The sequence below is a fragment of the Streptomyces sp. NRRL B-1347 genome (genome assembly GCF_000720325.1).
In the GTDB taxonomy this organism is placed as follows: domain Bacteria; phylum Actinomycetota; class Actinomycetes; order Streptomycetales; family Streptomycetaceae; genus Streptomyces.
The window spans coordinates 287,543-314,491 of record NZ_JOJM01000003.1 but is presented as its reverse complement, the minus strand read 5'-3'; the positions used below and the strand labels follow the sequence as shown (position 1 = coordinate 314,491).

The following is a 26,949-nucleotide window of genomic DNA, read 5'->3' as shown; positions in this document are numbered from 1 at the left end:
ATGCACGGCATCGCCAACACCGCCCAGGCACAGGCATGGAACGGCTACGAGGGCGCCCACTGGGCCGCCAACCAGGACCGCTGGAACGCCGTCAACGGCGGCTTCGACCGGCCGCTGCTCGACACTGCCGCCCTGCGGCCCGGTGAACACGTCCTGGACGTCGGCTGCGGGGCCGGAGCCACCACCCGGCTCGCCGCCCGCGCCGTCGGGCCGGGACGCGCGCTCGGCCTCGACCTCTCCGGGCCCATGCTGGAGCGCGCCCGGGCGCGGGCGGCGGACGAGGGCATCGCCAACGTCTCCTTCGAACACGGCGACGCCCAGGTCCACCCCCTCGCCCCCGACGCCTTCGACGTGGCGATCAGCCGCTTCGGCATCATGTTCTTCACCGACCCGGTCGCCGCGTTCACCAACATCGCCCGCGCGCTGCGGCCCGGCGGCCGGATCGTCTTCCTCAGCGCCGCCGCACCCGAGAGCACCCAGTGGCTGGGGGCCTTCGGCGCACTCGACGACATCCTGCCGATGCGGGGGTTCGGCGCGCCCGGCGGGCCCGGCATGTTCTCCCTGGCCGACGCCGACACCGCGACGGGGCTGCTCACCGCGGCCGGGTTCCACGACGCACGGGCCGCACGCGTCCAGGCGTACGGGACCTGGGGCCGCGACGCCGAGGACGCGGCCCGCTTCATGCTCGACTCGGGCCCGGGCCGCCATCTGCTGGAGCAGGCCGACACCGCCACGCGGGCCCTCGCCCGCACCCGCCTCACCGAGCGACTCCGACGGCACGAGACCCCTGACGGGCTGCGACTGCACGGCACCGGCTGGCTTCTGACCGCCCGCCGACAGGCCTGACCGGGTCTGCCGCCACCGCTCTGCCACAGGTTCCTGCGGACCCTGCCCGGGCCCTCGGAGCCCTCGGTGAAGGCGGCCAGGTCGCCTTCGCGCTCCTGCCGGTACCAGGCGGGGCGGGAGAAGTCGTCGAACGCGGGTTCCTGGGGCGGGACAGGCCTCGGGCCCGGTCGTCTCCGCCGTCAGGTACAGGCCGGTGGCAGCGTGCCGTATCCGTGCGTGGGCGACCCGGAACCGTCGCCGGGGCGGCTCGCGCCGCCGACTGCGCGTCTCCGTGGAGGCGTAGCGAAAGACCCGCTGCCCGAGCCTCAGGCGGTCATGGGGTCTCCCGTGCCGCGGAGGTCAGGGACATGTCCGGGTAGCGGTCGCCCGCCACCTGGTCCGCGATCGGCTCCAAGAGGGCGAGTTCCTCGGCGGTCAGCGTGATCCTGGTGGCCGCCGCGTTCTCCAGGAGGCGGCCGCGCTTGCGGGTGCCGGGGATCGGCACCACCGCGAGGCCGTGCACGCGGGCCCGCTGCTGCACCCAGGCCAGGGCGATCTGCGCGGTGGTGGCGCCGCGGCCGGCCGCGATGTCGCGCAGCGGCGCCAGGAGCGCGGCGTTCGCCGTGGCGTTGGCGCCGGTCAGGCGCGGCATCGACTGACGGAAGTCGTCTCTTGACAGCTCGGTGCCGGCGTCGGTGAAGGCGCCCGTCAGGAAGCCGCGGCCGAGCGGCGAGTACGGCACGAAGGCGACCCCGAGCTCGGCGGCCGCGCCCACCACGCTGTACTCGACGTCCCGGCTGAAGACCGACCACTCCGACTGCACGGCGGTGATCGGGTGCACGGCGTGCGCCTCGCGCAGCTCGGCACCGGTGACCTCGCTCAGGCCGAGGTGCTTGACCTTGCCCTGCCGCACCAGGTCGGCCATGGCGCCGACGGACTCGGCGAGCGGCACCACGGGGTCCCTGCGGTGCATGTAGTACAGGTCGATGACGTCGACGCCCAGGCGGCGCAGACTGCCCTCGACGGCCTCCCGGATGTACGCGGGTTCGTTGCGGACGGTCCGGTGCGCGGGGTCGTCGGCGCGGGTCTGGATGCCGAACTTGGTGGCCAAGGTGATGTCGTCGCGATGCGCGGCGACGAACGGCGCGAGGAACTCCTCGTTGGCGCCGGTGCCGTACATGTCGGCGGTGTCGATGAGGGTGACGCCCGCCTCGACGGTCGCCGCCAGGGTGTCGCGGGCCGCCGCGTCGTCCGTCCGCCCGTAGGCGGAGCTGATGCCCATGGCGCCGAAGCCCTGGACGCCGACGAGGGGGCCGCCGGTGCCGAGGCGGACCGTGCCGATCGGTTCGACGGATTCGATGGAGGTGTTCATGGTGGCGCTCAGGCCCCTTCCGGCGCACGGCGGGCGCCCGCGGAGAAGTCGGTTTCGGCGACGGTGTCGGCCACCCTCGTGCCGGTCACGCCCGTGCCGGTCACGCCCGTGTCGATCACCGTCATGCCGATCACGCTAAAGCGTTCGAGTGCACTCGAAGCAAGCGCTTTGCGTCCGGGCGTCAGGTCGTGGTGCCCGGGGTGACGAGGCCCGACTCGTAGGCGAAGACGGCGGCCTGGGTGCGGTCGCGCAGGGCCAGTTTGTGCAGGATGCGGCCGACGTGTGTCTTGACGGTCTCCTCGGCGACGGTGAGGGCCGTGGCGATCTCCGCGTTGGACAGGCCCTGGGCGACCTGCACGAGGACTTCGGTCTCGCGTGCGGTGAGCCGGTCGACGGCCACGCCGGTGGGCCGCTTCGCGGCCGGGCCGATGCGGGCGAACTCCGTGATGAGCCGCTTGGTGAGCGCCGGGGAGAGGAGGGCCTCGCCGCGGGCCACCACCCTGATGCCGTCGGCGAGTTCGAGGCCGGAGGCGTCCTTGAGGAGGAAGCCGCTCGCCCCGGCGCGCAGCGCCTCGTACACGTACTCGTCGAGGTTGAAGGTCGTCAGGACCAGGACCTTCGTCCGTGAGGCGGGGTCGGCGGTGATGCGGCGGGTCGCCTCGATGCCGTCGAGGCCGGGCATGCGGATGTCCATCACGACGACGTCGGGCCGCAGTTCCGCGGCGCGGGCCACCGCCGCGGCGCCGTCCTCGACCGCGGCCACGACGTCGAGGTCCTGCTGGACGCCGAGCAGGACGGAGAAGGCCTCACGCACCATGGCCTGGTCGTCGGCGATCAGCACGCGGATCGTCATGCGGGGGAGTCCTTGTCCGTGGTGGGGGCCGGGCCGGGGAGGAGGTGCGGGGCGCGGCGCACCGGCAGGACGGCGGTGACCTCCCAGCCTCCGTCCGGCAGCGGCCCGGTGGCGACGTCGCCCTCCAGCATCGCAGCACGCTCGCGCATGCCGGTGAGGCCGTGGCCGCTGCCGGGCGCGGGGGCGGCGGCCCGGTCGGCGGGCCCGTTGGTGACGCGCAGCCGCAAGGCGGTCGGCGCGTAGACCAGTTCGACGTCCGCCCCGGCGCCGGGGGCGTGGCGCAGGGTGTTGCTGAGCGCCTCCTGGACGATGCGGTACGCCGAGAGCTCCACCCCCGGCGGCAGCGGCCTGCGGTCGCCGTCGACGCGCGCGGTGACGGTGAGCCCCGCCGCGCGCACGTTCGCGAGGAGGGTGTCGAGTTCGGCGAGGGAGGGCTGCGGGGCGGTGGCGGCCGTGCTCTCGCCGGGGGCGTCGGCGCGCAGCAGGCCCAGCAGGTGCCGCAGTTCGGCGAGGCCCTCCAGGGCGTTGGCGCGGATCGAGGCGAACTCGGCGGCGAGCTCCGGCGGCGGGTCGGGGACGCGGTAGGGCGCCGCGTCGGCCTGGATGGAGATGAGCGACATGTGGTGGGCGACGACGTCGTGCAGCTCGCGGGCGATCCGGGCGCGCTCCTCCAGGACGGTGCGTACGGCACGCTCCTGCGCGGTGGCGGCGATCTGCGCGGTGAGCCGGGCCCGGTCCTCCCTGCGCCCCCGGGCCACCCCGCCGACCAGCACCGCCACGGCGAACAGCGCGAGGCCGAAGAGCACGAGGTCCCACGAACCGACGGCGGCGCCGGTCAGCTTCAGCGCCGCCCCGGTCACGGCGCCGGTGCCCGCCGCCACCACCGCCGACGCCGGCCGGACCCGCAGCGCGAGCAGGAAGAGCACCCCGGCCTGCACGGTCCAGGTCCACACCTCGTTGGCGGGCGTGGGCGGATGCGCGACGGCGATGACCACGAAGAACGCCGTCGACAGCCACCACGCGGGCACGGGGCGGCGCAGCGCGAGCGGCCAGCAGGCCGCGTGCGCGACGGCCAGGAGCCGGGCGGGGAGGTCGGCGCCGGTCGCCGCCACCGCGACGGCCGCGAGGACGACCAGGGTGTGGGGCAGCCACCGCAGACCGCGCGGCCAGGACCAGGGCGGCAGCGGCATGGGGCGCGCGGAGAGCAGGTCGTCGCGCAGCCCGCGGACCGTGGGCCGGGGCGTCGTCGGGGCGGTCGGCTCGTGCGGGGGGTGATGACGGGTCATGGCGGGCGTCCTCGGTGGTCACCGTGCGAGGGGTGGGCGGGAGCACGGCTGTCGGCGCACCCGGAAGGGAGGCTACGGGGCCGCACCCCGGCCCGGCGTCCCGCCAGGGGGCCATGTCGTCCGTAGCTCCGCAGAGGGACGGGTCCACGGCTTCGGGAGCGCGCCCCTAGCCCGCGGAAGGCCCCGCGGCGAGCCCGGCGAGGTAGTCGTCCAGGAGCTCGACCTGGTGCTGCGGCGAGAACGCCGCCGGGGCGAACAGGGCCTGCACCACCAGGCCGAGCACGAAGGACTGCGCACCCGCGGCGACGCGCGCGGGGTCACCGGCGGGCAGCTCGCCGAGGTCCTGCGCCGCGGCGACCAGCCCGCGCAGCTTGTCCCGGCTGCGCGCGTACTTGCGGGCGTACTCGTCGCTCAGGCCGGGGTCGGCGAGCGCGGTGTCCCAGGAGGACACCCAGATGCGGTTGCTGTCGGTCGCCTCCGCGGTCAGCGGCAGCACGTCGAGGAGCGCGGCCCGCACGGCCGACAGGCCCGCGCCCCCGGCGCGCCGGGGGCGCGCTGCGCTGCGCCGGTCGAGCAGGTCGAGGGCGTGCGCGACCAGGTCGCGCTTGGCCGGGAAGTAGTGGGTGAGCAGGCCGGTGGTCGCGCCGAGCTCGGCGGCGACGGCGCGCAGGGTCAGGCCGTGGAAGCCGTGCGCGGCGAGCACCCGCCAGACCGCCTCGGACACGTCGCGGCGGCGGGCTTCGTGATCTCCCTTGGTGCGTGGCATGCTGCTACGGTACATAGTCATAACGAGTGTTGTGTGAATGCGAGGTCTTCATGTTCGCCCTCCAGCTGCGGGACGACGTCCGCCTGTGCCCGCTCGAGCCGTGGCACGCCGAGGAGTTCGCCGCCCATCTGGACCGGGCCCGCGAGCACATCCGGCCGTGGGTCGGGGCGGCCTTCGTCACCGACGACCTCGACGGCGCTCGGGCCACGCTGCGCCGGTACGCCGAGCGGCAGGCCGCGGACGGGGCCCGCCTCTACGGCATCTGGCGCGCGGGCACGCTGGTCGGCGGCGTGATGTTCGTGAGCTTCGACGCCGCGTCGGGCGCGTGCGAGGTCGGCTGCTGGCTGGAGCCCGCGGGCGAGGGGCACGGCCTGATCACCCAGGCCTGCGGGACGCTCCTCGACTGGGCGTTCGGCGTCCGGGGCCTGCACCGCGCGGAGTGGGTCTGCCGGGCGGACAACGAGCGCAGCGCCGCGGTGGCCAAGCGGCTCGGCATGACGCAGGAAGGCGTGCGCCGCGAGTCGTGGCCGTACGAGGGCACGCGCTACGACGCCCACCAGTGGGCGGTCCTCGCCTCGGAGTGGCGCACCCGGAGCGCGTGACCGGCCGCCGCCGCAGCCACCGCCCCCAGCCGCCACCCCGGCTGTCAGAACCGGTCCGCTCCGGTCACGGAACCGAGCCCCGCCGACCGGCCTTGTCCGTATCGATGACGGTTCGGGCAAGGGTTGGTGGAGGGGCGGGAACGCGCAGGCTTCCGGTCTAGCGTTGACGGCCCGCGGAGGTCGACGGCGGAGCGGTCGACGGCGGAGCGTCGGCAGGGGAGTGGGGTGGTGCCGTGGAGTGGTCCCAGCCGTCGGAGAGCCTGCGGCTCGCGGTCGTCCGTGTCGACGGCCGGGTCGTCATCCGCGTGGCCGGCGAGCTGGACGTCTCCTCGGCCTCGGTGCTCGCCCGGACCCTCGACCGCGCACGGGAGGCGTGCGACCTGGTCGCGCTCGACCTGAGCCGCGTGACCTTCTGCGGCGCCGCCGGAGTCGACCTCCTCCTGGACGCCCAGCACCAGGCCGCCGCCGCGGGCGGGGGCCTGACGGTGACGCGGGCCCACAGCGCGGTGCTGCGCCCGCTGGAGATGTGCGGGGGCGCGGAGGCGGCACGGCTCGTGCGTGGCGTGCGTACGGCATCGCTGGCACCCCACGAGCACCGGAGGCGCTGCTCGCTGCTGTCCGAGACGCTCTCGGTGGCCCTGCGGATCACCGGCGCCCCGATGGGCAACGCCCAGCTCCTCGACCCCGCGGTCGGAGCGCTGCGCATCATCGCGCAGCAGGGGTTCCACCAGCCGTTCCTGAGGTTCTTCGAGACGGTGGACGACCGGGACACCGCCTGCGGGGTGGCCGCCCAGGACCACAAGCCGGTCTTCGTCGACGAGGTGGCGCACTCGCCGGTCTTCCTCGGCACCCCGGCCCTCGACGCCCTCCAGGACGCCGACGTCGGCGCGGTCGCCTCGGTGCCGGTCCTGTCCCGCGCCGGCGCCCTGATCGGCGTCGTGTCCGTCCACTATCAGGGGCCCGTGGTGTGGCGGGACGACCGGCGCCAGGCCCTGGAGGGACTGGCCCGCGCGTCCTGTCTGATCTGACGGGGCGGCGCCCCGGCGGTCGCGGGGACGGCAACGGCGAGGCGGGCGCGCCCGGTTGGCCGGATCGGGACGGTCGTCACCGGCGATCCAAGTTAGGGTTACCTAAGTTGCATGGTCGTCCGTGCGACGAGGCACGCGCGACCCGAACGGAAAGGGGAGTGACGGTGGCGGACACGAACGACGAGACCCAGGTGGCGAGCGCCGAGGACCGCGGGCGCGTGGTCCAACTCGTCCTGGGGAGCCTGGCGGCCCAGACCCTGCGGGCGGCCGTCCGCCTGCGGGTGGTCGAGATCATCGGCGCCAAGGAGCGGAGCGCCGCCGAGGTGGCCGCCGAAGCCGGGACGCAGCCGCAGGCCACCACCCGGCTGCTGCGCGCCCTCGCGGGCCTCGGCATCCTTCAGGAACGCGCCCCCGACTCCTACACGGTGACCAGCGCGGGCGCCCTCCTGGACGCGGGCCGTCCCGACTCGCTCGCGGCCCTGGTCGGGATCTTCGGCGAGCCGGTGATGCTCCGCGCCTGGGAGCACCTGGACGAGGGCGTACGGACCGGAAGCACCACCTTCGCGTCGGTCTTCGGCACGGACTTCTTCCCCTACCTCAAGGAGCACCCGGAGCTGTCCGCGCAGTTCAACGAGGCCATGAGCCAGGCGACTTCCGCCACCGCGGCCCAACTGCCGCAACGCTACGACTTCAGCCGCTTCACCACGGTCGCCGACATCGGCGGCGGCGACGGCACCCTGCTCTCCGGAGTGCTGCGCGAGCACCCGGCGCTCACCGGCATCCTCTACGACACCGAGGAGGGCCTGGCGCAGGCGCCGCGGACGCTGGGGCGCCACGGGGTCGAGGACCGCTGCTCCCTGGTGGTGGGGGACTTCTTCCGGTCGGTGCCCGAGGGCGCCGACCTCTACCTGATCAAGAGCATCCTGCACGACTGGGACGACGACCAGGCGGTCACCATCCTCGGCCACTGCCGCGCGGCCCTGCCGCCCGGCGGACGCGTCCTGATCGTGGAACCCCTGCTGCCCGCCGCGGTCACCCCCGAGACCGCCGGGCTCTATCTGAGCGACCTCAACATGCTCCTGAACGTGGGCGGCAGGGAGCGCACCCGCGACGAGTTCGCGGAGGTGTGCGACCGGGCGGGCCTCGCCGTGACCTCGGTGACGCAGCTCGGCGAGGGCAACGCCTTCTGCCTGATCGAGGCGGCGGCCGTCACCGGCTGACCGGGCCAGGGAGCCAGGGCGCCCGCCCCCGGCGCGGCGCACGTAGTCTTCCCGGCGTACGGACGCGAGCCGGGCGGGATCACGCGAGGGGGGCGGGCCATGACGGTACGGGTGGTCGTCGTCGACGACCAGGCGGTGGTGCGCGCGGGCTTCGCCGCCGTCATCGACGCCGAGCCGGACCTCACGGTGACCGGCCAGGCCGCGGACGGCGCGGCAGCCGTCGAACTCGCCCGCGCCCACCGCCCCGACGTGGTCCTGATGGACATCCGGATGCCCGGCACGGACGGCCTCACGGCCACGCGCCTGCTGACCGCCCTCGACCCGCCGGTGCGGGTCCTGGTGCTGACCACGTTCCGCCGCGACGAGTACGTGTTCGCCGCCCTGCGCGGCGGCGCGTCCGGCTTCCTCCTGAAGGACTGCGAACCGCAGCACCTGGTCGACGCCATCCGCACCATCGCCGCGGGCGAGGCGCTGCTCGCCCCCGCCGTCACCCGCCGGCTCATCGACGCCTTCGCCAGCGGCGCGGTCGCCGCGCGCCCGCGCCCCGACGGCCGCCTCGACGCGCTCACGGCACGCGAGACGGACGTCCTGCGCGCGGTGGCGAAGGGCCTGAGCAACCCGGAGATCGCCCAGGCCCTCGGCATCGGCAGGTCCACGGTGAAGACCCACGTCAACGCGATCCTGGCCAAGCTGTCGCTGCGCGACCGGGCGCAGGCCATCATCCTCGCCTACGAGGTCGGCCTGGTGAGCCCGGACGCGGACGGCGCGGCGAACGGGGCCTAGCTCAGAGGCTGGTGCGGAAGGGCCCCGTCACCTCGTACGTGATGCCGCCGTTGCTGGAGCCGGAGGTGCCGCGCTGCGAGGAGAAGTACAGGCGGTTGCCCGCGGGGTTGAACGCGGGCCCGGTGATCTCCGACGAGGACTGGCCGGTGATCCGCAGGAAGGGGGCGACGACGTCGGAGGGCGTGATGATGCAGATCTCCATGTTGCCGCCGTCCTCGGCCACGTAGAGGTCGCCGACCGCGGCGGCGGTGACGTTGTCCACGCCGGTCAGCGGCGCGCCGCCGACGTTGTCGTCGTACACGACGGCGAGGGTGTTGTTCGCCGCGTGGTAGGCCCAGACGCGGTTGTCGCCCTTGGTGGTGAAGTAGCAGATGTCGGCGCGGTAGTGGCAGCCCTCGCCGCCGTTGAAGACCTTCGCGCCGGACACCTGGTAGCGGGTCGCGGTGGGGCTGCCGTCCGGGTCGGGCACGGTGGCCCACGACAGCGCGCCGCCGGTCTCCTTGAGCACCTGGAGGGTGCCGGACGACAGGTTGCCCCAGGTGGTGGGCACGAACCGGTAGAAGCGGCCGTCGGACTTGTCCTCGGTCAGGTAGATCACCCGGCGGACCGGGTCGGCGGCCGCGGCCTCGTGGTTGAACCGGCCCATCGCGGGCCGCTGCACCGCCGCGTTCACACCCCACGGGTCGGTCTCGTGGACGAAGCCGGTGTCGACCTCCTCGCACGACAGCCAGGTGTTCCAGGGGGTGGCGCCGCCCGCGCAGTTGCGCTGGGTGCCGGACAGGATGGCGTAGGCGCCGGTGATCTGGGCGGCGCTGTTGAACTTCACCGCGCTCGCGCCGCCCTGGCCGCTGCCGAGCTCGGCGTTGGAGACGTAGATCCAGCCCGAGCCGTCGGCGAAGCAGGCGCCGCCGTCGGGCGCCCCGTGCCAGGTGTGGTTGGTGCCGGACACCTTCTGGGTGGAGCGGGCGATGACCCGGCTGGTGAAGCCCGCGGGCAGCCGGATGCCGTTGGCGTCGGCCGCCTGGAGCGACCCGTAGGGGCTGGGGCCCGGCAGGGCCGGGTAGGCGGCGGCCTGCCGCCACAGGGAACCGGAGAAGGCTGCGGATCCGGCGCCCAAAACGGCGGCGCGCAGCACGGTACGGCGTTCCATGTCGACTCCTTCGTCGCACGGGGGACGTGAACGCCGTGGACAGTAGGGCCGCCGCAGCGGGGTCGTAAGTCTCCGGAGAATGAACTGTTTTCAGCCACCGGGCGAATGGCAGACACGTGCTGTCGGCGACAGGGGGCTCACCGTGCGTGAGTCCGGCGCGCGTGGTTCACCGGGCGCCGTCGCCGATGCGGAAGCGCCGGGCCGCCCCTAGAGTCGGCCTCATGGTCACCGCCGATGACGTACGCGCCCTCGCGCTCGCCCTGCCCGGCACGGAGGAGAAGGCGGCCTGGGGCCTGCCGACCTTCCGGGTGGGCGGCAAGATCTTCGCCGCGCTCGCGGACGACGACGCGTCGATGGGCGTCAGGTGCCCGCGCGAGGAGCGGGGCGAGCTGATCGCGGCCGAGCCGGAGAAGTTCTTCATCAGGCCCGGCCACGACGACCGTTACGACTGGCTGCGGGTGCGCCTGAGCGCCCTGGCGAACGAGTCGGAGCTGCGCGACATCCTCGCGGACGCCTGGCGGCAGCGGGCGCCGCAGCGGCTCGCCGCGGCGCATCCCGACCCTTGGACCTAGATACCCCCTGGGGGTACTTGACAGGCGTGGATCCCGACCCGTAGCGTCCTCCATGTCGACGGCGGATACCCCCTCCCGGTATCTGCTCCCGCCCCTTCAGGAGGCCCCACCATGTGCACCACGTCCGCGACTTCGCAGAGCGCGCCCGCCACGCCCACCGTCGTCCGCGCCGGTGGCGACGGTTCGCTGCCCGACTGGCACCTGCGGGGCGAGTGGTTCGACGTCTGCAGCTGCTCCCTGCCCTGCCCCTGCACCTTCGCCCAGGCCCCCACCCACGGGGACTGCCTGTTCACGCTCGTCTGGCAGATCCACGAGGGGCACTTCGGGGACGTCCGCCTGGACGGCCTCGGCGTGGTCGCGCTCGGCGAGTTCACCGGCAACATGTGGGTGGGTGACCCGAACGCCACCATGAAGGTGATGCTCTACATAGACGCCAAGGGCGACCAGGCCCAGCGGGACGCGCTCCAGCAGATCTTCGCCGGGCACGTCGGGGGCTGGCCGGGCGAGTTCGGCTCCCTCATCAGCGAACTGCGCGACGTCCAGTACGCCCCGGTCCGCTTCGACGCGGCCGAGGACCTGTCGTACTGGCGGGCCGACGTCGGCGACAAGGTCTCCGTCGGGGCCGTCGCCCTCACCGGCCCGACCGCCGACCCCAACCGCCGCGTCCAGCTCGTCAACGCGCCGGGCGCCGAGGTCGGTCCCGGCCAGATCGCCACCTGGGGCGTGGTCGAGAGCGACCACGCGGAAGGCTTCGACTTCTCCCACGCGTACCGGGGCGGGTCGAGCAAGCACTTCCCCTTCGACTGGCGCCCCTGACCGGCCCGGGGCTTCCCCGTCAGCCCCCGCGGGGAGCCCGAACGGCCTGCCCTTCGACGGCTTCGCACCGGGCCCCGTGACTCGGCGACTTCGGAATCCTGACCCTCAGGGTGAGCCCGCCGGTGGGGTTCGCGGTGGCGGTGACCGTACCGCGGTGGGAGGTGGCGATCGAACGGACGATGGCCAGGCCCAGACCGTGGCCGGAGCGGTCGCTGCCGACCCGGGGGCGTGCCCGGTAGAAGGGCTCGAAGAGGCGGTCCACCACGGCGTCGTCGACGCGCGGGCCGGTGTTGTCCACCTCCACCACCGCCCTCGCCCCGTCCTGGACGACGGCGAGGTGGACCAGGCCCGCCTCGGGGACGTTGTGCGTGAGGGCGTTGTCAAGGAGGTTGAGGTCCAGCTGCCGCAGGAGGGCGCCGCTGCCCATGACCTGGCAGTCGGGCTCGGTGTCCACGGTGAGGCGGACCCCGCGCGCGGCCGCTCGCCCGGCGCGAGCGGCGGCGGCCCGCTCCGCGAGGTCGGAGAGGTCCACCGGGTCGGGGTCGAAGGGGGCGTGGTCCGCGGCGGCGAGGTCGAGCAGGGCCCGTACGACGCTGATGTTGCGTTCGTTGGTCTCCTGGAGCAGCGGGACGAGTTCGGCGAGCTCCTCGCCGGTCGGGGCGTCGGCGGCGACCTGGAGGGCGGCCCTGGTGGTGGCGAGGGGAGTCAGCAGTTCGTGGGAGGCGTTGGCGGCGAACCGCTGGTGCGCGGTGAAGGAGCGCTGCAGGCGGGTCAGCATGGTGTCGAAGGTGTCGGCCAACCGTTTGAGCTCGTCCTCGGGGCCCCGGGCCCGGACGCGTTCCGTCAGGTCGTCGTCCGCCGCCTTGGCCGCGGCCTCGCTGATGGTGTGCAGAGGGGCGAGCAGCCGTTTGGACAGCAGCCAGCCGGTGCCGAGGCCTATGGCCATCACGGTCGGCCCGATCAACAAGACGGCGGACTTCGCCTCCCTCACGGTGTGGCTGGTCGCGGTCGCGGGCACCGCCATCCTCGCCCTGATCATCGCCTTCAACCTGCGGGAACGCCGCAAGGAGATGGGCATCCTGCTCTCTCTCGGCGAGAAGAAGCACAAGCTGCTCGGCCAGCACCTGGTGGAGGTGGTCGGCTGCGCGGTCCTGGCGATCGGCTTCGCCGCCGCCGGCAGTCAGTTCGTCGCCCAGGGCATCGGCGACCAACTGCTCTCAGGGCAGGTCTCCTCGGCCCGGAACTCCGCCGCCGACCAGGGCCCCGGGCAGGACCTCACCGACCCCACCGGCGGTGCCAACAAGGAGGACACACCCGAGGCGGAACCCATCGACACCATCGACATCGAGCTCGGCGCGGACGACATCGGCGCCGTCGGTGCCACCGGACTCGGCATCGCCGCCCTGGCCACGCTCGTCCCCGGCATCCGGGTCCTGCGCCTCAACCCGCGCGACATCCTCACGAAGGGCGACTGACGTGACCACCCCGATCCTGCAGCTCACCGGTCTGAGCCGCACCTACCAGTTCGGCACCACCCGCCGCACCGTCCTCAAGGACGTCACCTACTCCTTCGAGCAGGGCCGGATGTACTCCGTCATCGGCCCCTCCGGCAGCGGCAAAACCACGCTCCTCAGGGGCAGCGTCAGGTTCAAGGGCGAGGACGTCGCCGAGATCGGTCTCGGCCGCTACCGCAACCGCCATGTGGCCACGGTCTTCCAGTCACTGAACCTGCTCACCTACATGACGGCCGTCCAGAACATCACCTCCGCCATGGAGATCACCGGTGTGAAGGGCGTCAACAGGAAGAAGCGTGCCGCCGAACTCCTCGGCCTGCTCGGCGTGGAGGAGCCCGACCGGCACCGCCGCACCCTCGAGCTCTCCGACGGCCAGCAGCAGCGTGTCGCCATCGCCCGCGCCCTCGCCTGCGAAGTGGACATCCTGTTCGCCGACGAACCCACCGGCAGCCTCGATCAGGACACCGCCGAGGAGATCATCGAGGCGTTCCGGACGTTGGCGCACGACGACGGCAAGAGCGTGATCCTGGTGACGCACTCACGGGAGGTCGCCGACGCCTCCGACGAGGTGATCCGCCGCAAACGCGGCAAGCTCATGACCGTGTGAGCGGGCCGGGACGTACTGCGGCGCTCCGCCTCCCCCGGTCTTCCGGAGGCCGCGTCGGGCCTCGGGACGAGGGGAGGAGGCGGAGCCGGAGCGGTCAAGCGCGCGTCGGGGTCCCCCCGGGGTCCCTGCGGTACTGCGCGGGTGACGTCTTCGTGGCGTCGTCCTCGTACGAACCCGCCGTGCCCCGGTCCACGTGGAAGGTGGTCAGCGTGGTGACGGGGGAGCGCGGGTCGCGGCGGTCGCCGATCACCCGCATGTGCGCGCTGAAGCGCTCCGGAGTCACCTCGTACACGTCGTAGCCGTACCGGTTGCCCTCGAAGTACTTCAGGTGCGGGTTGGCCTTGCCCATCAAGGGGCCGTTGGCGGCGTTCCACTCCGGGGAGTACGCGCCCGACGTCACCGAGTGCGCGGTGAACTCCGTGCCGACCAAGGGGGAGTCGGGTACGTCGAAGTCGGTGCGGACGTCGTCGACGAACGCCGAGTGCCAGTCGCCGGTGATGACCACCAGGTCCTCCAGGCCGCTGCCGTGCACGTGCTGGAGGACCTCCTTGCGCTCGGCGAGGAAGCCGTCCCACTGGTCGGTGAACATGTACGAGCCGCCGGGCCTGCCGCGCAGCTGGCTCAGCATGATCGAGTTGGCCCACACGTGCCAGGCGTCCGGAGCCCTGTCGACGGTCTTCTTCAGCCACGCCTTCTGCTCGGCGCCGAGGATCGTGCCGTCGGGCAGGTTCTGCGCCGAGCGGTGCGAACGCAGGTCGAGGACGGTGAGTTCGAGCAGGTCGCCCCAGCGCCGCACCCGGTGGATCTCCGGGTCCGGCAGGGCGGAGCCGCCGAAGGAGTCGCGGTGCGGCATGTGCTCGAACCACGCCTGGTAGGCGGCCGCGCGGCGCCGCATGAACGGCGCGCCGCCGCCGGTGCCGCTGTAGTCGTTGACGACCTCGTGGTCGTCCCACGTCAGGAACCACGGGTGCGCGGCGTGCGCCTCGCGCAGCGACTTGTCGCCCTTGTACAGGGCGTGCCGCTTGCGGTAGTCGGCCAGCGTGAGGATCTCCGGCCCGTCGTGGTCGCGCACGTGCTTCTCCGGTACGCCGCCGACCTGGCCGTGCTCGTAGATGTAGTCGCCGAGGTGGACGACGAAGTCGACGTCCTCCCGGGCGATGCCGCGGTGGGCGGCGTAGAAGCCGTCGTGGAAGGCCTGGCAGTTGGCGGCGGCGAAGGTCACCTTCTTGACCCGGCCGCGCGGCGCGGTCCGGGTCCGGCCGATCCGGCTGGTCCTGCCGAGCGCCTTGAACGCGTACCAGTAGTGGCGGCCCGGGGCGAGCCCGCCCACCGGCACGTGCACGCTGTGCCCGAGCGTCGCCGACGCCGGGGCCGTCCCCCGCGCGACGACGTGCCGGAGCCGGGCGTCCTTGGCGACGACCCACTCGACCTCGACGACCTCGGGGAGCCGCTGCTCGGCGGCCAGCGGTTCGGGCGCGAGTCTGGTCCACAGGAGCACCGAGTGCTGCTGCGGATCACCGGAGGCCACGCCGAGCGTGAACGGCGCGCGGTCGTACTCCGCGCCGAGCCGCTCGGCGGCCTCGCGGGCCTGCGCGGGCGTGAGGCCCGCGGCCAGCGGCCAGGCGACGTTCAGCGCGCCCGCGGCCGCTGCGGCCTTCAACAGGTCACGGCGGTTCACGGACATCAGCGGCCTCCGGCGGGCTGGGGTGCGAGGGTGAGGGAGACGGCGTCGGCGTAGCCGTCGTTGGAGGTGCCGCCGCCGCTGCGCGTGAACACGAGCAGGACCCGCGCCGAACGCGCGCCGGGCGGCACCTGGGCCGCCGCCGTGCGTTCGAGCAGCGCCGTACGGCTGCCGCGCTCGGCGGCGCTCACGGGCCCGAGCACGCTGAGCGCCACCGGGGTGCCCTCGGCGTCGCGGAACTCCACGGAGAGGCGGGCGCCGTCCTCCTGCCCCGCGTAGCCGCCGAGCCAGGCGGTCACGGCGTAGCGCACCTTCCCGGCGTCGACGGCCCGGCGTCCGGTCGGGCCGCTCCTGGGCAGGGCGACGTCCTGCACCAGGGCGGTGCGCGGGCTGTTGCCGCCGGAGAAGAAGCGGCTGCCGCGCCGCGCGGGGCCGGGGTCCGACGCGGTCGGATAGCCGCCGCCCAAGCTGTACGGGACGAGCGCCGGGGCTCCTTGGGCTACCTTCCAGCCGCGCACGGCGGAGACGGGCTCCGCGCTGCCGCCCGCCCCGCTCTCCGCGTCGCCGTTGACGACGAGATTCACTCGCGCCTCCTGTCGGTGGGTGATGTGGGCGCGGTCAGCCCACCAGCCCCGTGTGAACCAGGAGAAGCGTCACGGCGAATTCTGTTACCACCGAGGGGCAGCGGAGGCGCGGCGTCCGGAGCCCCGGAGGCTACGGCTCCGGCTCGCGGTACGTCCGCCCGCCCCGGCGCGGCAGCGCCGCCGGTACGTCGTCGGCGGTCGCGACCGTCTCCACGGCCAGGCGCAGTTCCGCCCGTACGGTCGCGGACGACAGGTCCAGGTCCAGGAGGCGGCCGCACTCGCCGAGCCAGGTGGTGAGGGTGGTGCGGTGCAGGGTCAGCTCGGTGGCGGCGGGCGCGGTGCGGCCGCGGTGCGCGAGCCAGCAGCGGAGCGCGATGCGCAGCCGGGGGGCGAGGGGCCGGAGCAGACCGGACGCCCAGCGCCCCGCGTGCTCGGCGCTGAGCAGGGCGGTGGGCAACGGCGGGGACGGCAGCAGGGGTTCCGCCGCCGCGGCCGGTACGGGGGACGCGGGGGCGCGCAGCGCCAGGAGCGACTGCGCCTGCACGGTGGGGTGGTCGAGGTCGGCCGCGAGCAGCAGGCCGATGCCGCGGAGCCGCGAGCGGACGGTGCCCTCGGACACGTCGAGGGCCGGGGCGGCGGCCTGTGCGGAGCCCGAGCGCAGCCAGGCCTCGAGGGTCCGCCGCTCCCTGCCGTCCAGCGGCTTGAGCACGGCCGCGGACCAGGTGACGAGGCGGTCCGCCGGTATCACGTGGAGCAGCCCGTGCGCCCCCAGGCCCGTCACCGAGGTGAGGCGGCCGATGGACGTGCCGCCCCGCGTGCTGCCCGCCTCGGTCCAGGCGGTGACGAACATGTCCAGGGGCGCGGGGGCCGCCGCGCCCCCGGTCAGCTGGTGCCGGTCGGCGATGCGCGCGACGAGCGCGAGCGTCGGGTGGCCGCCGTCGGCCCGCGGCAGGTCGCGGGTGCCGTGCAGGGCGACGACGGTCAGCTCCGCCCCGTCCAGGCTGACCAGCGTGCGGGTGCCGTGCGCCAGGTCGGGCTGCGTCGCCCGCCACAGCGCCTGGTGGGCGCTGTGCAGGGCGCGCCCGGTGAGGCGGTACACGGTGGCGTGCGTGGCCGGCTCGCCGCCGAGCACCTCGGCGGCCAGGAGGTGCTGGCCGCGCAGCAGCAGCCGCAGCACGGCGGAGTGCACGCGCTGTTCGGCGGCGCGCGTCTCCTCCGCCTGCCGGGCTCGAAGGCGCAGCAGGTCCAGGGAGCACTGCGTGACGAGCGCGGTCAGCGGCGGGGACGTCGCCACGCCGGGGCAGAGGACGAGGACGGTGCCCTGTGCCCCCGGCACCTGATGGACGGTCACGTGCGGGTGTGCCTGGGGGTGCGCGGCGGCCCGCAGCGCGGCGGGCCCCGCGGACTCCGGGGTGGCGTGCACGAGGCCCGCCGCCGGGTCCACGAGCGCCGCCCAGCCGTCGGCCAGGGCGGCGACCTCGGCGACCAGCATCGCGCCGGAGCGGGCCGCCGCACGCGTGAGCCGCCGCACCACCTGCGCGTGCTCCACGGCGGTCGGGGCCGGGGGCCGCGCGGGGTGCGGCTCGCGGCCCCCGCCGCGCGTCGTCACGGTATCCGCGCGACACCACCCCACCCCGCGCGCGCGGTGAGGGTGCCGGTGGTCGCTTCGGGACGCCAGTGGGGCCAGGACACATAGCCGGGTTCGACCATCTCCAGGCCCTCGAAGAACGCGACGGTCACCTCCGGCTCACGGAAGATGTACGGAATCGCGCCCGAGCTGTTGTACTCCTCCTGCACCTCGCGGTGCTTGTCGTCGGAAGCGGTGGAGTGGCTCAGGGACACATAGCTCCCCGAGGGCAGCCTGGCCACCAGGCGCCGCACCAGGCCGAGCGCCTCCTCCCAGTCCACGATGTGGCCGAGGACGTCGTTGATCACCAGGGCGACGGGCCGGGTCATGTCCAGGGTCTTGGCCGTGCCCGTCAGGACCGCGTCCGTGTCGCGCATGTCCGCGAGCACATAGTCCATCGCCCCCTCGGGGGTGCTCTTGCCCATCGCCCGGACGTGCAGGAGCACGAGCGGGTCGTGGTCCACGTACACCACCCGGCACTCCGGCGCGACGCGCTGGGCCACCTCGTGGGTGTTGTTGGCCGTGGGCAGCCCGGCGCCCACGTCCAGGAACTGCCGGATCCCGGCCTCCTTGGCCAGCCAGGTGACGGTGCGCACCAGGAAGCCCCGTGACTCCTGGGCGAACGGCTCGATCAGGGGGTACTTGGCGCGGTAGGCGTCACCGGCGGCCTTGTCGGCGTCGTACCAGTCCTTGCCGCCCAGCCAGTAGTTCCACACGCGCGCGCTGTGGGCGACGGACCGGTCGATCTCGTCCCACCGCGGCGGGAGCTTCATCGGTTCGGTCATGACAGGTCCAGTACCTCTTTCGACTTGTCGGGATGGAGCGCGGTGGCGCAGGAGTAGTCGAGGAGCAGACGGTAGGCCGTCACCGTGTCGGGCGCGTCCCAGACGTCGGCGGTGCCGGCCAGGCCGCCCTCCCTGACCACGTGGTCGGAGATCTCCGGCACCTCGACGCGGAACAGGGTCAGCGGCGGCTTGCCGGTCAGCGCGTGCGGGGGCCCGTCAAGGGGGTGGATCTGCAACGTGACGTCGGACCGCTCGGCGCCGGCCCGCAACACCTCAAGCTGCTCGGCCATGACCCCCGGCGGCCCCACCCGGGTGTGCAGGGCCGCGGCCGACATCACGGCCCAGATGCGCGTCTGCTGGGTGCGCAACCGCTCCTGGCGCTGGACCAGCAGATCGGTCCTGCGGTCCTTGGCCGCGGGGGACAGGTCCGGGCGCAGGACGTCGTCGACGGCACGCGCGTAGGACGGCGTGCGCAGCAGAGCGGGAACGAGTGCGGGCTCCCAAGTGCGCACGATTCCGGCCGCGGACTCCACGCTCATCAGGTCGAGCTGCCACGGGTCCATGACGGCGCGCCAGGGGTGCCACCACCCCGGGGCGTTGGCACTCGCCAACTTGCCGAGGAAGTCGTCGGTCTCCGCCCGCGCCGCCCCGTACGCCGCGAGGAGCGCGGAGACCTGACCCACGTCCAGGGACGTCTGGGCCTGCTCGATCCGGCGGACGGTGGCGGGGTGCGCGCCGAGCGCCGACGCGGCTTGCTTGAGCGAAAGCCCCGCGGCCTCGCGGAGGACCTTGAGCCGGGTGGCGAGCACGAGGTGCGCGACGGTCCGGCCGGATCGTTCGCGAGCCACCCGCCCCTCCTTCCGACAGTCTCCGCAACTTGTGGATAGTGCACACCTTGTCGCTTGCAATCCCCGGACGCAACCCGTTGAGTAGGTGCTGCGGTGAAGCGGCCGGGGCAACCGGGGCGGACAACACGTCGTACGCACGGGGGAGTTACGGGGGAGATGACGTGCTGACGCTGGGCGCGCTGGTCGGCAGGATCGAACTCGAACTTGCCTTCGCCGGAGGCGTCGCCGCCACGCCGCACGAGGCGGTCAGGGTCGCCGGACTGGCGGCCCTGACCCTGCCTCAACTGCTTGAGGGCGAGCCGCAGCGCCGCCTCGAACCCGGCTCCCTCGTGCTGCTCACCGAGATGCCGTTCCGGCTCCGGGGCCGCGCGGAGGTCGCCCTGGAGACGTTGCTGGAACAAATGGCCCTCGACCGGTGCGCGGGCCTCGTGGTGAGCGTCCTGTCCGGTGCCCACCAGCCGTTCTCCCTGACGGTCCGGGAGGCGTCCGCCGCGCTCGGCATCCCGCTGCTCGTCACCACCGCGCCGCCGCGGAAGTGGGCCGACGTGGGCCGCGACCTCACCGAGCGCCGGCTCGCGGACGTGGAGTCGCACGCCGGTCAACTCACCACCCTGGTCCAGCAGTTGCCCACCCGGGCCGCCGACCCCGAGGCCATGCAGCGCATCGCGGACTGGCTCGCGCGGGCCCTGCGGGCGCAGGTCCTCGTCAGCGAGCCGGGGGGCGTCCTCGCGGCCTCGCCCGAGACCGCCGCGGAGGCCCTGGCTGAGGCGTTCCTGCGCGGCCACCGCGAAGGCCTCGCACACGACCGGTCACGGGGTCCGCACACGCGGCTCTTCCCCCTCTCGTCGGCGGGCGGCACTTCCTGGGCCGGTACCGGCGCCGCGGTCGGCGGTCTCTCCACGGTCGGTGCCGTGTCCGCGGCGGACGACGGGAACACCGTACTGGCCGTCGCCCGCCGCTCGCCCGCCTTCGACGAGGCCGATCTGCGGCTCATGCGGCACGCCGCGCGCCTCCTCGGCCTGCTCGACCAGGCGCGGCGCGAGCACCGCGCCGCCGCCGACGCCGCGCACGCGGCCCGTACGGCGGCCGTGGAGCTGCTCCTGGACGCCGAGGTGGACAAGGCGCGCCGCGTCATGGCGACCCAGGCGCCGGGGCTGCTCACGCCCGACGCCGTCCGCGTCTTCGTCGTCGACACCCCGCAGGCCGAGCGCGACGCCCTCCTGCGCCGGTGCGAGGCGGGTACGGCGGGCCGCGCCCTGGTCGTCGCCGATCCGCGCGAGGACCGCCGGATCCTGGTCGTCGAGCCGATCCGGCCGCGCCGCACCGGCGACGCGGTGGCCACCGAGCTGACCCGCCTGGTCGCCGAGCTCGGCGCCGACGCCTCCCTCGGCGGCAGCGGCACGCACCCGATGGTGATGGCCGCCGACGCCCTCCAGGAGGCCATCACCGCGCAGCGGTTCGCGCTGCGCCGCCCCCACGCGGTGGCCCTTTCCGCGCAGAGCACCGACCTGGTCAGCGTGTTGCCGCGGGACGCGGCGCGGCGCTGGGCCCGCGGCCTCCTCGATCCGCTGCTGCGGCCGGAGGCGCAGTGGGAGCAGATGCGGGACACCCTGCCCACCGCCCTCGCCTACCCCTACACCGTCGCCGCCCGCCGTCTGCACGTGCACCGCAACACCGTCAGGCGGCGCGTGGCCAAGGCGGCGGAGCTCCTCGGCAGGGACTTCACCACCGTCAGGGACCGGGCCACCGTCGGGCTCGCCCTCGACCTGCTCGCCGACCGGCACAGGCCCGAGCGGTCCCTCACCCTGGTCGGCGGCGCGACGCCCACCCTGGAGGCGCTCCTCGCCTCGCCCGAAGCCACGGCCTGGGCGGACAACCTGCTGTGCGGCGCGCGCGGCGACCGCCGCAACCTGCTCGCCACCGCCGCGGTCTGGCTCGCGCACGACGCGCACATCGAGCCCGCCGCCCGGGCCCTCGGGCTCTCCGAGTTCGCCGTCCGCTCCCACCTGCGCGCGCTGGAGAGCCACATGGCCCGGGACCTGGGCTCCCTCGGCGGCCTGCGCGACCTCCAGTTCTCCCTGCACATCCTGACCGGCCAGGTCGGCAGCACGGACCTGCGCGGCGATCTGTGCTCGACGCCGTGAGACGAGGCCTAGAAGAGGGCGAGCAGACCGGCGACGACTCCGTAGGTGACGTTCACGGGGCGACGTCGGTGGCCGGTTCGGTGGCGTAGCGACTCATCGTCCGCAGATGTTCCTCCGGGGTCAGGCCCCGGCCGTCGGCCGCCGCGTCCTGGAGGTCCCGGAAGTACTGCACGTACAGGGGCGGTGTGAACGTGCTGAGCAGGACGGCCGGTTCGTCGGTCACGTTGGCGAAGGTGTGCGGGGCGCCGGGCGGGACCGTCACGAACGCGCCCGCGGGCACGTCGTGGTGCTGCCTGCCGACCGTGAACCGCACCGAGCCGGAGACGACGTAGAAGCCCTCGTCGTGGCGGGCGTGGCGGTGCTGCGGCGGTCCGGGCGTGTGCGGCGCGAGGACGGACTCGGTGACCCCGAGGCGCTGCCCGGTGGCGGTGCCGTCCTCCAGGACGCGCATGCGCGTGGTGCCCAGGACGATGGTCTCGCCCTCGCCGGGGCCGGTCACGGTGACGGTGGGGCCGGTGTCCGGCGTGTCCTTGGTCTGCGGTGTGTCGGTCATGCGTCGATTCCACCGCCGGGGCGCCGCCCGCGTCCAAGACCCCTTCCGTCACCTCGATACCCCACGGGTATCGTGCCGCCATGGAGCTGCGCACGCTGCGTTATTTCGTGGCGGTCGCCGAGGAACTGCACTTCGGCCGGGCCGCCGTCCGGCTGCACATGAGCCAGCCGCCGCTGAGCCGGGCGATCAGACAGCTGGAGGCCGAGTTCGGCGCCGCGCTGTTCGAGCGGTCGTCCGCCGGTGTCCGGCTCACCGGCGCGGGGTCGGTGCTGCTCGACGAGGCGCGCGTGCTGCTCGACCGGGCCGACCGGGTGCGCGCCCGCGTGGCCGCGGCGGCCGGTGCCGCGACCCTCGCCGTCGGCATCCTGGGCGACGGCGCCGACCCGGCCGCGACGCGCCTGGCCGAGGCCTTCCGCCGACGGCATCCGCACGTCGAGGTCGTGGTCCGCGAGACCGACCTGACCGATCCCACCTGCGGGCTCCGCGCCGGACTCGTCGACGTCGCCCTGACCCGCGGGCCGTTCGACGAGACCGGTCTCGCGGTACGGGAGTTGCGCGCCGACCCGGTGGGCGCGCTGCTGCGCGCCGACGACCCGCTGGCCCGCCACGACCGTCTGAAGGCGGCCGACCTGGCCGACCGCCGCTGGTTCCTGTTCCCCGAGGGCACCGACAGCGTCTGGCAGTCGTACTGGAACGGCGGAGAGACGCGTGCGGGCCCGGTGGTGCGCGCCGTCCAGGAGTGCCGGCAGGCCGTGCTCTGGAACGGCACGGTCGGCATGACGCCCTTGGGGCACGAGCCGGGCCGGGGGCTCGCCGTGGTGCCGCTGGCCGACATGCCGCCCAGCCGTGTCCTGGTGGCCTGGCGCGCGGGCGACGCGAACCCGCTGATCCGCTCGTTCGTCCGGATCGCAAGGGACGCGTACGGCCGCTGAGTCCGCCCGTGGACACCCCGTGTTCGGGTGTTCCCTGACATCTCTTCCGTTTCCTGAGAACCGCCCGTGTCATGATCGCGTCTCACGGGGGGTCGGATCGACACGTTCAAGGGACAGGCAATTCGGGTGACAGGCATATCGAGGGTGGGGGCGGCGGCGATGGCCGCCGTGCTGTCCGGCGCGCTGCTCACGGGCGCGGCGGCAGCCGACACGGGGGCGCGGCCCGACGGCACCGCGAAGGCGGGCGCCGAGGCCGGCCGGGGGGACCGGGCCGGAAAGACGGCGACGGTCACGCTGATCACCGGCGACCGCGTGGTCGTCGCGGCGGACGGCGGCAAGGTCGTCCGGATCATCCGCGGCAAGGGCCGCGAAGAGGTCACGATCGCGGTACGGCGCGAGGCGGGGCACGTGTTCGTGGTGCCGCAGGACGCCCAGGCGCTGCTCACCGCGGGCAGGCTCGACCGGCGGCTCTTCGACGTCACGCGGCTCGTGCGGGACAAGTACGACGACGCGCACCGCGCGTCGCTGCCGCTGATCGTCGGGTACCGGCCGGGCAAGGCCAACAGCTTCCGCGCGGCCGACACGTTCAAGGGCCACGCCCGGGACCGCCGCGACCTGCCCGCCGTCGGCGGCGAGGCGTTCAGCACGCCCAAGTCCGACGCCGCGGACCTGTGGGACTCCCTCACCCGCGGCACCGGCGGCCGCGCGAACGTCCACGCCACCGCCGTTCCGGCCGTCGCGCACGTCTGGCTGGACGCCAAGGTCCGCCCCACGCTCGACAAGAGCGTGCCGCAGATCGGCGCCCCCACCATGTGGCAGGCCGGGTACACCGGCAAGGGCGTCAAGGTCGCGGTCCTGGACACCGGGGTCGACCAGACGCACCCGGACCTCAAGGGCGTCGAGGTCGTCGAGAAGAACTTCACCGGGGCCCCGGACGCCAAGGACCGCATGGGCCACGGCACGCACGTCGCCTCGATCCTCGCGGGCTCCGGCGCGAAGTCGGGCGGCAAGCGCAAGGGCGCGGCTCCCGGCGCCCGGATCCTCGACGGCAAGGTCATCTCCGAGGAGGTGGGCGCGGGCTACGACTCCGACATCGTCGCGGGCATGCAGTGGGCCGTCGACAGCGGCGCCAAGATCGTCAACATGAGCCTCGGCAGCCTCGACACACAGGGCACCGACGCGATGGAGGAGGCCGTCGCCCGGCTCTCCGGCAAGGCCCTGTTCGTCATCGCGGCGGGCAACGACGGCCCGGGCCCGCACACGCTGAACACCCCCGGCAGCGCCGCCGAGGCGCTCACCGTCGGCTCGGTCGACAAGCGGGACAAGATCGCGGAGACCTCCAGCAGGGGCCCGACGGCCGACGGCGTCGCCAAGCCGGACCTCACCGCGCCCGGCGAGGACATCACCGCCGCGCGCTCCACGCTGCTGTCCGACGACGAGGGCGACGGCTACACCTCCTTGTCGGGCACCTCGATGGCCACCCCGCACGTGGCCGGGGCCGCCGCCCTGCTCCTGCAGCAGCACCCCACCTGGTCCGGTCCGCAGCTCAAGGCCGTCCTCACCGGCTCAGCCAAGCCCCACCCCAAGCTCAACGCCTACGAGCAGGGGGCGGGCCGGGTGGACCTGACGCGCGCGGTCTCCGCGTCCGTCTCCTCCGAGCCCGGCACGCTCTCCTTCGGTACGCAGGCCTGGCCGCACACCGACGACAAGCCGGTCAAGAAGACGCTCACCTACCGCAACCACGGCACCCAGCCCGTCACGCTCACGCTGTCCACCACGACCGTGAACCCGTCCGGCGGCCCGGCCCCGGCGGGCATGTTCACCCTCAAGGACACCAAGCTCACCGTCCCGGCCAAGGGCACCGCGAAGACCACCGTCACCGCCGACACCAAGCTCGGCACCGCCGACGGGATCTACGGCGGCACCGTACTGGCCGCAGGTGACGGGCAGTCGGTCCGCACCGGCCTCGTCGTCGACCGCGAGGTCGAGTCGTACGACGTCACGCTGACGCACCTGGACGTCAACGGCAAGCGCACGGCGAGCTACACCACCACGCTCACCGAGCGCGCCACGCAGACGAAGACCACGGTCCCCTACGACAGCAGCGGCACGGCCACGGTGCGGCTGCCCAAGGGCACCTACGGCCTGGAGAGTTCCGTCCACGGGCCGACCAAGGCCTTCGCTGTCTTCGTCCAGCCGAAGCTGAAGGTCGGCGCCAAGTCGACGATCACGCTGGACTCCCGCAAGGCGAAGCCGGTCGCCGTCACCGCCCCGGACCGGACCGCACGCCTCACGGCGTCGGACATCAGCTACGACGACACGGCGGCCGGGATCGCGGGCAGCTGGAGCCTGAGTGCTGACGCCGACATCCGCACGGCCGGGCTCGGCGCCGCGTCCCCCACGCTGAACGCCCAGTACAACGGGGTGTGGAAGGTGCCGGGCAGCTCCGCCAAGAAGGTCGACTACCGCCTCGCCTTCAGCCGCACCGGCAACTGGTTCACCGGCCTGAAGCACGCCACCACCAAGGCCGAGCTGGCCGAGGTGAAGTACGGCGTCGGCTCCTCCGCCGCCCGGCGCAAGGGCACGCTGTCCCTCACGCCGATCGGTGCGAACGACTACGGCTCGCCGCTCCAGTCGGTGACCACCCTGAACCTCCCGGCCTCGGGCACGACCTATCTCAACACCAAGGGCCTGCACTGGATGTGGTCCGTGGCGCAGCTCGACGACGCGGGGGTGCCGATCATCAACTACGGCACGGAGCCGGTCGCGTACAAGGCGGGCAAGCGCTACACGCTGAACTTCAACACCGGCGTGATCGGCCCCGACCTCAAGGCCGAGGCCGGCCAGGGCGCGCGCCGCGCGGGCAACTCCATGGACGCCTACGTCCGGCTGTTCAACGACGGCGCGGGACACGCGGGGGACTCCCTCACGACCGGAGGCTTCACCCGCCTGGAATCCGGCGGCCGGACCATCGCCGAGGGCGAGCCGGGCGCGGTGTACGCCGATCTCCCCGCCGCCTCCGCGCCCTACCGGCTGACCATGGAGGCGACCCGTCCGGCGAAGGCCACCACCACGAGCACGAAGGTGTCCGTGGCCTGGACCTTCACCTCGGCGAAGACGCCCGACGAGCCGCCCACCGACCTGCCGCTCTCCACCGTCCGTCTCGCGCCGAAGCTGGCGCTGAACGGCACCGCCCCTGCGGGCGGCACCCTCACCGTCCCGCTGAAGGTGGCCGGGGCGGCCGCGGGCCAGGACAAGATCGCCGAGCTGACCGTCAAGGTCTCCTACGACGGCGGCAGGACCTGGAAGTCGGCCCCCGTCACGACCGGCGCCGAGGGCGCGCGCACCGCGAGCGTGCGGCACCCGGCGACGGCCAAGGCCGTGTCGTACCGGGTGTACCTGAAGGACACCTCGGGCAACACCATGACCGAGACGATCACCAACGCGTACCGGCTCGCTCCCTAGGGCGAACCCGCGTCCGCGCGAAGGCGCCGCGCGCCGGGGTCACCTCGGCGCGCGGGCCGGATAGCGGTGGAAGCCCCGGCCGCTCTTGCGGCCCAGACGACCGTCGGCGACCAGCCCACGCAGCCCATCGCAGGGCTGGAAGCGCTGGTCGCCGGTGCATTCGAGCAGCACGTACAGCGTGTCCACGATGGTGTCGAGGCCGATCAGGTCGCCGGTGGCCAGCGGGCCCATGGCGTGCCCGAAGCACTCCTCGAAGATCCGGTCGACGGTGGCGGGGTCCGCGGTGCCCTGCTGCACCACGGTGGCGGCCTCGTTGATCGTGAGCATGAGGACCCGGTTGGAGACGAAGCCGGGACCGTCGGCGACCACGATGCCCTTCTTGCCGATGCCCGCGAGCAGGGCGAGGGCCGCGTCCAGGGTTGCGTCCGAGGTGCGCGGGCCGCGGACGACCTCCACGGCCTCCTTCATCGGCGCCGGGTTCATGAAGTGCAGGCCGAGCACCCGCTCCGGCCTCGCCGTGCGCGCGGCCAGCCGCTCGACCGGGATGGCCGAGGTCCCCGTCGCGAACACGGCCCCTGGCGGGCACACCTCGTCCAGTTCGCGGAACAGCTTCTCCTTCAGCGGGATGCGCTCCGGCGCGCAGTCGATCACGAACCACGCCGCGGCCAGGTCCGCCAGGCGCGCGGTCCAGGTGACCGCGGCCAGGGCCCGGTCCATCGGGACGGCCGCGGGCGCCCTGCGGACCATCCTGGCCAGCCTGATGCCGTCGCGGAGCCGGGCCGGGGCGGCGGCGAGGGCACCGTCCTCGGGGTCGACGGCCACCACGCGGTGTCCGGCCTCGACGATGCACTGGGCGATGCCGACGCCCATCGTTCCGGCGCCGACCACGCCGATGACGCCGCTTCCGGCACTGTCCTGACGCATGGGAGTCTCCGT

At 73.9% G+C, this 26,949-nt stretch carries 25 protein-coding genes; 12 read left to right on the top strand and 13 right to left on the bottom strand.

Annotation, left to right across the window (positions count from 1 at the left end):
- Positions 1 to 846: a class I SAM-dependent methyltransferase gene (locus IG74_RS0103870; RefSeq protein WP_030669576.1), complete on the top strand. Its 846-nt coding sequence runs from the start codon at positions 1 to 3 to the stop codon at positions 844 to 846.
- Positions 847 to 1,159: 313 nt separating this feature from the next.
- Here IG74_RS0103870 and IG74_RS0103865 read toward each other — a convergent pair whose 3' ends face one another.
- From IG74_RS0103865 to IG74_RS0103845, 4 genes are all read right to left on the bottom strand, one after another.
- The gene (locus tag IG74_RS0103865; protein ID WP_030669573.1) at positions 1,160 to 2,197 is read right to left on the bottom strand and encodes an aldo/keto reductase; all 1,038 of its coding nucleotides are present in this window, start codon (positions 2,195 to 2,197) and stop codon (positions 1,160 to 1,162) included.
- 181 nt (positions 2,198 to 2,378) lie between these two features.
- Positions 2,379 to 3,050: a response regulator gene (locus IG74_RS0103855; protein ID WP_030669569.1), complete on the bottom strand. Its 672-nt coding sequence runs from the start codon at positions 3,048 to 3,050 to the stop codon at positions 2,379 to 2,381.
- On the bottom strand, positions 3,047 to 4,336 hold the full coding sequence (locus tag IG74_RS0103850; protein WP_063761206.1) for a sensor histidine kinase: 1,290 nt from the start codon (positions 4,334 to 4,336) through the stop codon (positions 3,047 to 3,049). The genes IG74_RS0103855 and IG74_RS0103850 overlap by 4 nt, the downstream gene beginning before the upstream one ends.
- A gap of 166 nt (positions 4,337 to 4,502) precedes the next feature.
- Positions 4,503 to 5,102 (bottom strand): TetR/AcrR family transcriptional regulator, encoded by a 600-nt coding sequence (locus IG74_RS0103845; RefSeq protein ID WP_199818771.1) that lies wholly within the window; start codon positions 5,100 to 5,102, stop codon positions 4,503 to 4,505.
- 50 nt (positions 5,103 to 5,152) lie between these two features.
- On the opposite strand from IG74_RS0103845, the gene IG74_RS0103840 reads away from it, so the two are divergent.
- From IG74_RS0103840 to IG74_RS0103820, 4 genes are all read left to right on the top strand, one after another.
- Positions 5,153 to 5,704 (top strand): GNAT family N-acetyltransferase, encoded by a 552-nt coding sequence (locus IG74_RS0103840; RefSeq protein WP_030669560.1) that lies wholly within the window; start codon positions 5,153 to 5,155, stop codon positions 5,702 to 5,704.
- A gap of 233 nt (positions 5,705 to 5,937) precedes the next feature.
- Positions 5,938 to 6,732: an STAS domain-containing protein gene (locus tag IG74_RS47645; RefSeq protein WP_051854511.1), complete on the top strand. Its 795-nt coding sequence runs from the start codon at positions 5,938 to 5,940 to the stop codon at positions 6,730 to 6,732.
- 164 nt (positions 6,733 to 6,896) lie between these two features.
- Positions 6,897 to 7,952 (top strand): methyltransferase, encoded by a 1,056-nt coding sequence (locus IG74_RS0103825; RefSeq protein ID WP_078868587.1) that lies wholly within the window; start codon positions 6,897 to 6,899, stop codon positions 7,950 to 7,952.
- Between the two features lie 99 nt (positions 7,953 to 8,051).
- Positions 8,052 to 8,735, top strand: a complete 684-nt coding sequence (locus tag IG74_RS0103820) for a response regulator (protein ID WP_030669554.1) — start codon at positions 8,052 to 8,054, stop codon at positions 8,733 to 8,735.
- A gap of 1 nt (position 8,736) precedes the next feature.
- Here IG74_RS0103820 and IG74_RS0103815 read toward each other — a convergent pair whose 3' ends face one another.
- A complete protein-coding gene (locus IG74_RS0103815) occupies positions 8,737 to 9,885 on the bottom strand; it encodes an alkaline phosphatase PhoX (protein ID WP_030669552.1) in 1,149 nt (382 codons plus the stop codon).
- A 221-nt stretch (positions 9,886 to 10,106) separates the two neighbouring features.
- Between IG74_RS0103815 and IG74_RS0103810 the strand changes: the two genes are divergently transcribed.
- The gene (locus tag IG74_RS0103810) at positions 10,107 to 10,457 is read left to right on the top strand and encodes an MmcQ/YjbR family DNA-binding protein (RefSeq protein WP_030669550.1); all 351 of its coding nucleotides are present in this window, start codon (positions 10,107 to 10,109) and stop codon (positions 10,455 to 10,457) included.
- A gap of 111 nt (positions 10,458 to 10,568) precedes the next feature.
- Positions 10,569 to 11,273 (top strand): DUF1326 domain-containing protein, encoded by a 705-nt coding sequence (locus IG74_RS0103805; protein WP_078868553.1) that lies wholly within the window; start codon positions 10,569 to 10,571, stop codon positions 11,271 to 11,273.
- 19 nt (positions 11,274 to 11,292) lie between these two features.
- On the opposite strand, the gene IG74_RS54140 is transcribed toward IG74_RS0103805, so the two are convergent.
- Entirely contained in the window at positions 11,293 to 12,219 is a 927-nt protein-coding gene (locus IG74_RS54140) for a HAMP domain-containing sensor histidine kinase (RefSeq protein WP_267885539.1), read from the bottom strand.
- Between IG74_RS54140 and IG74_RS50775 the strand changes: the two genes are divergently transcribed.
- Complete coding sequence (locus IG74_RS50775) at positions 12,212 to 12,748, top strand: FtsX-like permease family protein (protein WP_199818782.1); 537 nt, start codon at positions 12,212 to 12,214, stop codon at positions 12,746 to 12,748. The two genes, IG74_RS54140 and IG74_RS50775, sit on opposite strands and share 8 nt — an antisense overlap.
- Position 12,749: 1 nt before the next feature.
- Complete coding sequence (locus IG74_RS0103790) at positions 12,750 to 13,394, top strand: ABC transporter ATP-binding protein (protein ID WP_030669539.1); 645 nt, start codon at positions 12,750 to 12,752, stop codon at positions 13,392 to 13,394.
- A gap of 94 nt (positions 13,395 to 13,488) precedes the next feature.
- On the opposite strand, the gene IG74_RS0103785 is transcribed toward IG74_RS0103790, so the two are convergent.
- The 5 genes from IG74_RS0103785 to IG74_RS0103765 form a co-directional block, all read right to left on the bottom strand.
- Positions 13,489 to 15,078, bottom strand: coding sequence for an alkaline phosphatase D family protein (locus IG74_RS0103785; protein ID WP_030669537.1), 1,590 nt, complete (start codon positions 15,076 to 15,078; stop codon positions 13,489 to 13,491).
- The gene (locus IG74_RS0103780) at positions 15,078 to 15,659 is read right to left on the bottom strand and encodes a hypothetical protein (RefSeq protein WP_030669535.1); all 582 of its coding nucleotides are present in this window, start codon (positions 15,657 to 15,659) and stop codon (positions 15,078 to 15,080) included. Before IG74_RS0103780 ends, IG74_RS0103785 begins: the two co-directional genes overlap by 1 nt.
- Positions 15,660 to 15,789: 130 nt before the next feature.
- Positions 15,790 to 17,268 (bottom strand): helix-turn-helix domain-containing protein, encoded by a 1,479-nt coding sequence (locus tag IG74_RS0103775; protein ID WP_051854508.1) that lies wholly within the window; start codon positions 17,266 to 17,268, stop codon positions 15,790 to 15,792.
- Positions 17,265 to 18,071 (bottom strand): SAM-dependent methyltransferase, encoded by an 807-nt coding sequence (locus IG74_RS0103770; protein WP_030669531.1) that lies wholly within the window; start codon positions 18,069 to 18,071, stop codon positions 17,265 to 17,267. Before IG74_RS0103770 ends, IG74_RS0103775 begins: the two co-directional genes overlap by 4 nt.
- A complete protein-coding gene (locus IG74_RS0103765) occupies positions 18,068 to 18,919 on the bottom strand; it encodes a helix-turn-helix domain-containing protein (RefSeq protein ID WP_030669529.1) in 852 nt (283 codons plus the stop codon). The genes IG74_RS0103770 and IG74_RS0103765 overlap by 4 nt, the downstream gene beginning before the upstream one ends.
- Positions 18,920 to 19,080: 161 nt before the next feature.
- Between IG74_RS0103765 and IG74_RS0103760 the strand changes: the two genes are divergently transcribed.
- Positions 19,081 to 21,063: a helix-turn-helix domain-containing protein gene (locus IG74_RS0103760; RefSeq protein ID WP_030669525.1), complete on the top strand. Its 1,983-nt coding sequence runs from the start codon at positions 19,081 to 19,083 to the stop codon at positions 21,061 to 21,063.
- 52 nt (positions 21,064 to 21,115) lie between these two features.
- Here IG74_RS0103760 and IG74_RS0103755 read toward each other — a convergent pair whose 3' ends face one another.
- Positions 21,116 to 21,616 (bottom strand): cupin domain-containing protein, encoded by a 501-nt coding sequence (locus IG74_RS0103755; RefSeq protein ID WP_030669522.1) that lies wholly within the window; start codon positions 21,614 to 21,616, stop codon positions 21,116 to 21,118.
- An 80-nt stretch (positions 21,617 to 21,696) separates the two neighbouring features.
- On the opposite strand from IG74_RS0103755, the gene IG74_RS0103750 reads away from it, so the two are divergent.
- Both IG74_RS0103750 and IG74_RS0103745 read left to right on the top strand, forming a co-directional pair.
- Complete coding sequence (locus tag IG74_RS0103750) at positions 21,697 to 22,548, top strand: LysR family transcriptional regulator (protein WP_030669519.1); 852 nt, start codon at positions 21,697 to 21,699, stop codon at positions 22,546 to 22,548.
- A gap of 126 nt (positions 22,549 to 22,674) precedes the next feature.
- Entirely contained in the window at positions 22,675 to 26,013 is a 3,339-nt protein-coding gene (locus IG74_RS0103745) for a S8 family peptidase (protein ID WP_158857414.1), read from the top strand.
- Positions 26,014 to 26,052: 39 nt separating this feature from the next.
- Here IG74_RS0103745 and IG74_RS0103740 read toward each other — a convergent pair whose 3' ends face one another.
- Positions 26,053 to 26,937, bottom strand: coding sequence for a 3-hydroxyacyl-CoA dehydrogenase family protein (locus tag IG74_RS0103740; RefSeq protein WP_030669514.1), 885 nt, complete (start codon positions 26,935 to 26,937; stop codon positions 26,053 to 26,055).
- Between the last annotated feature and the right edge of the window lie 12 nt (positions 26,938 to 26,949).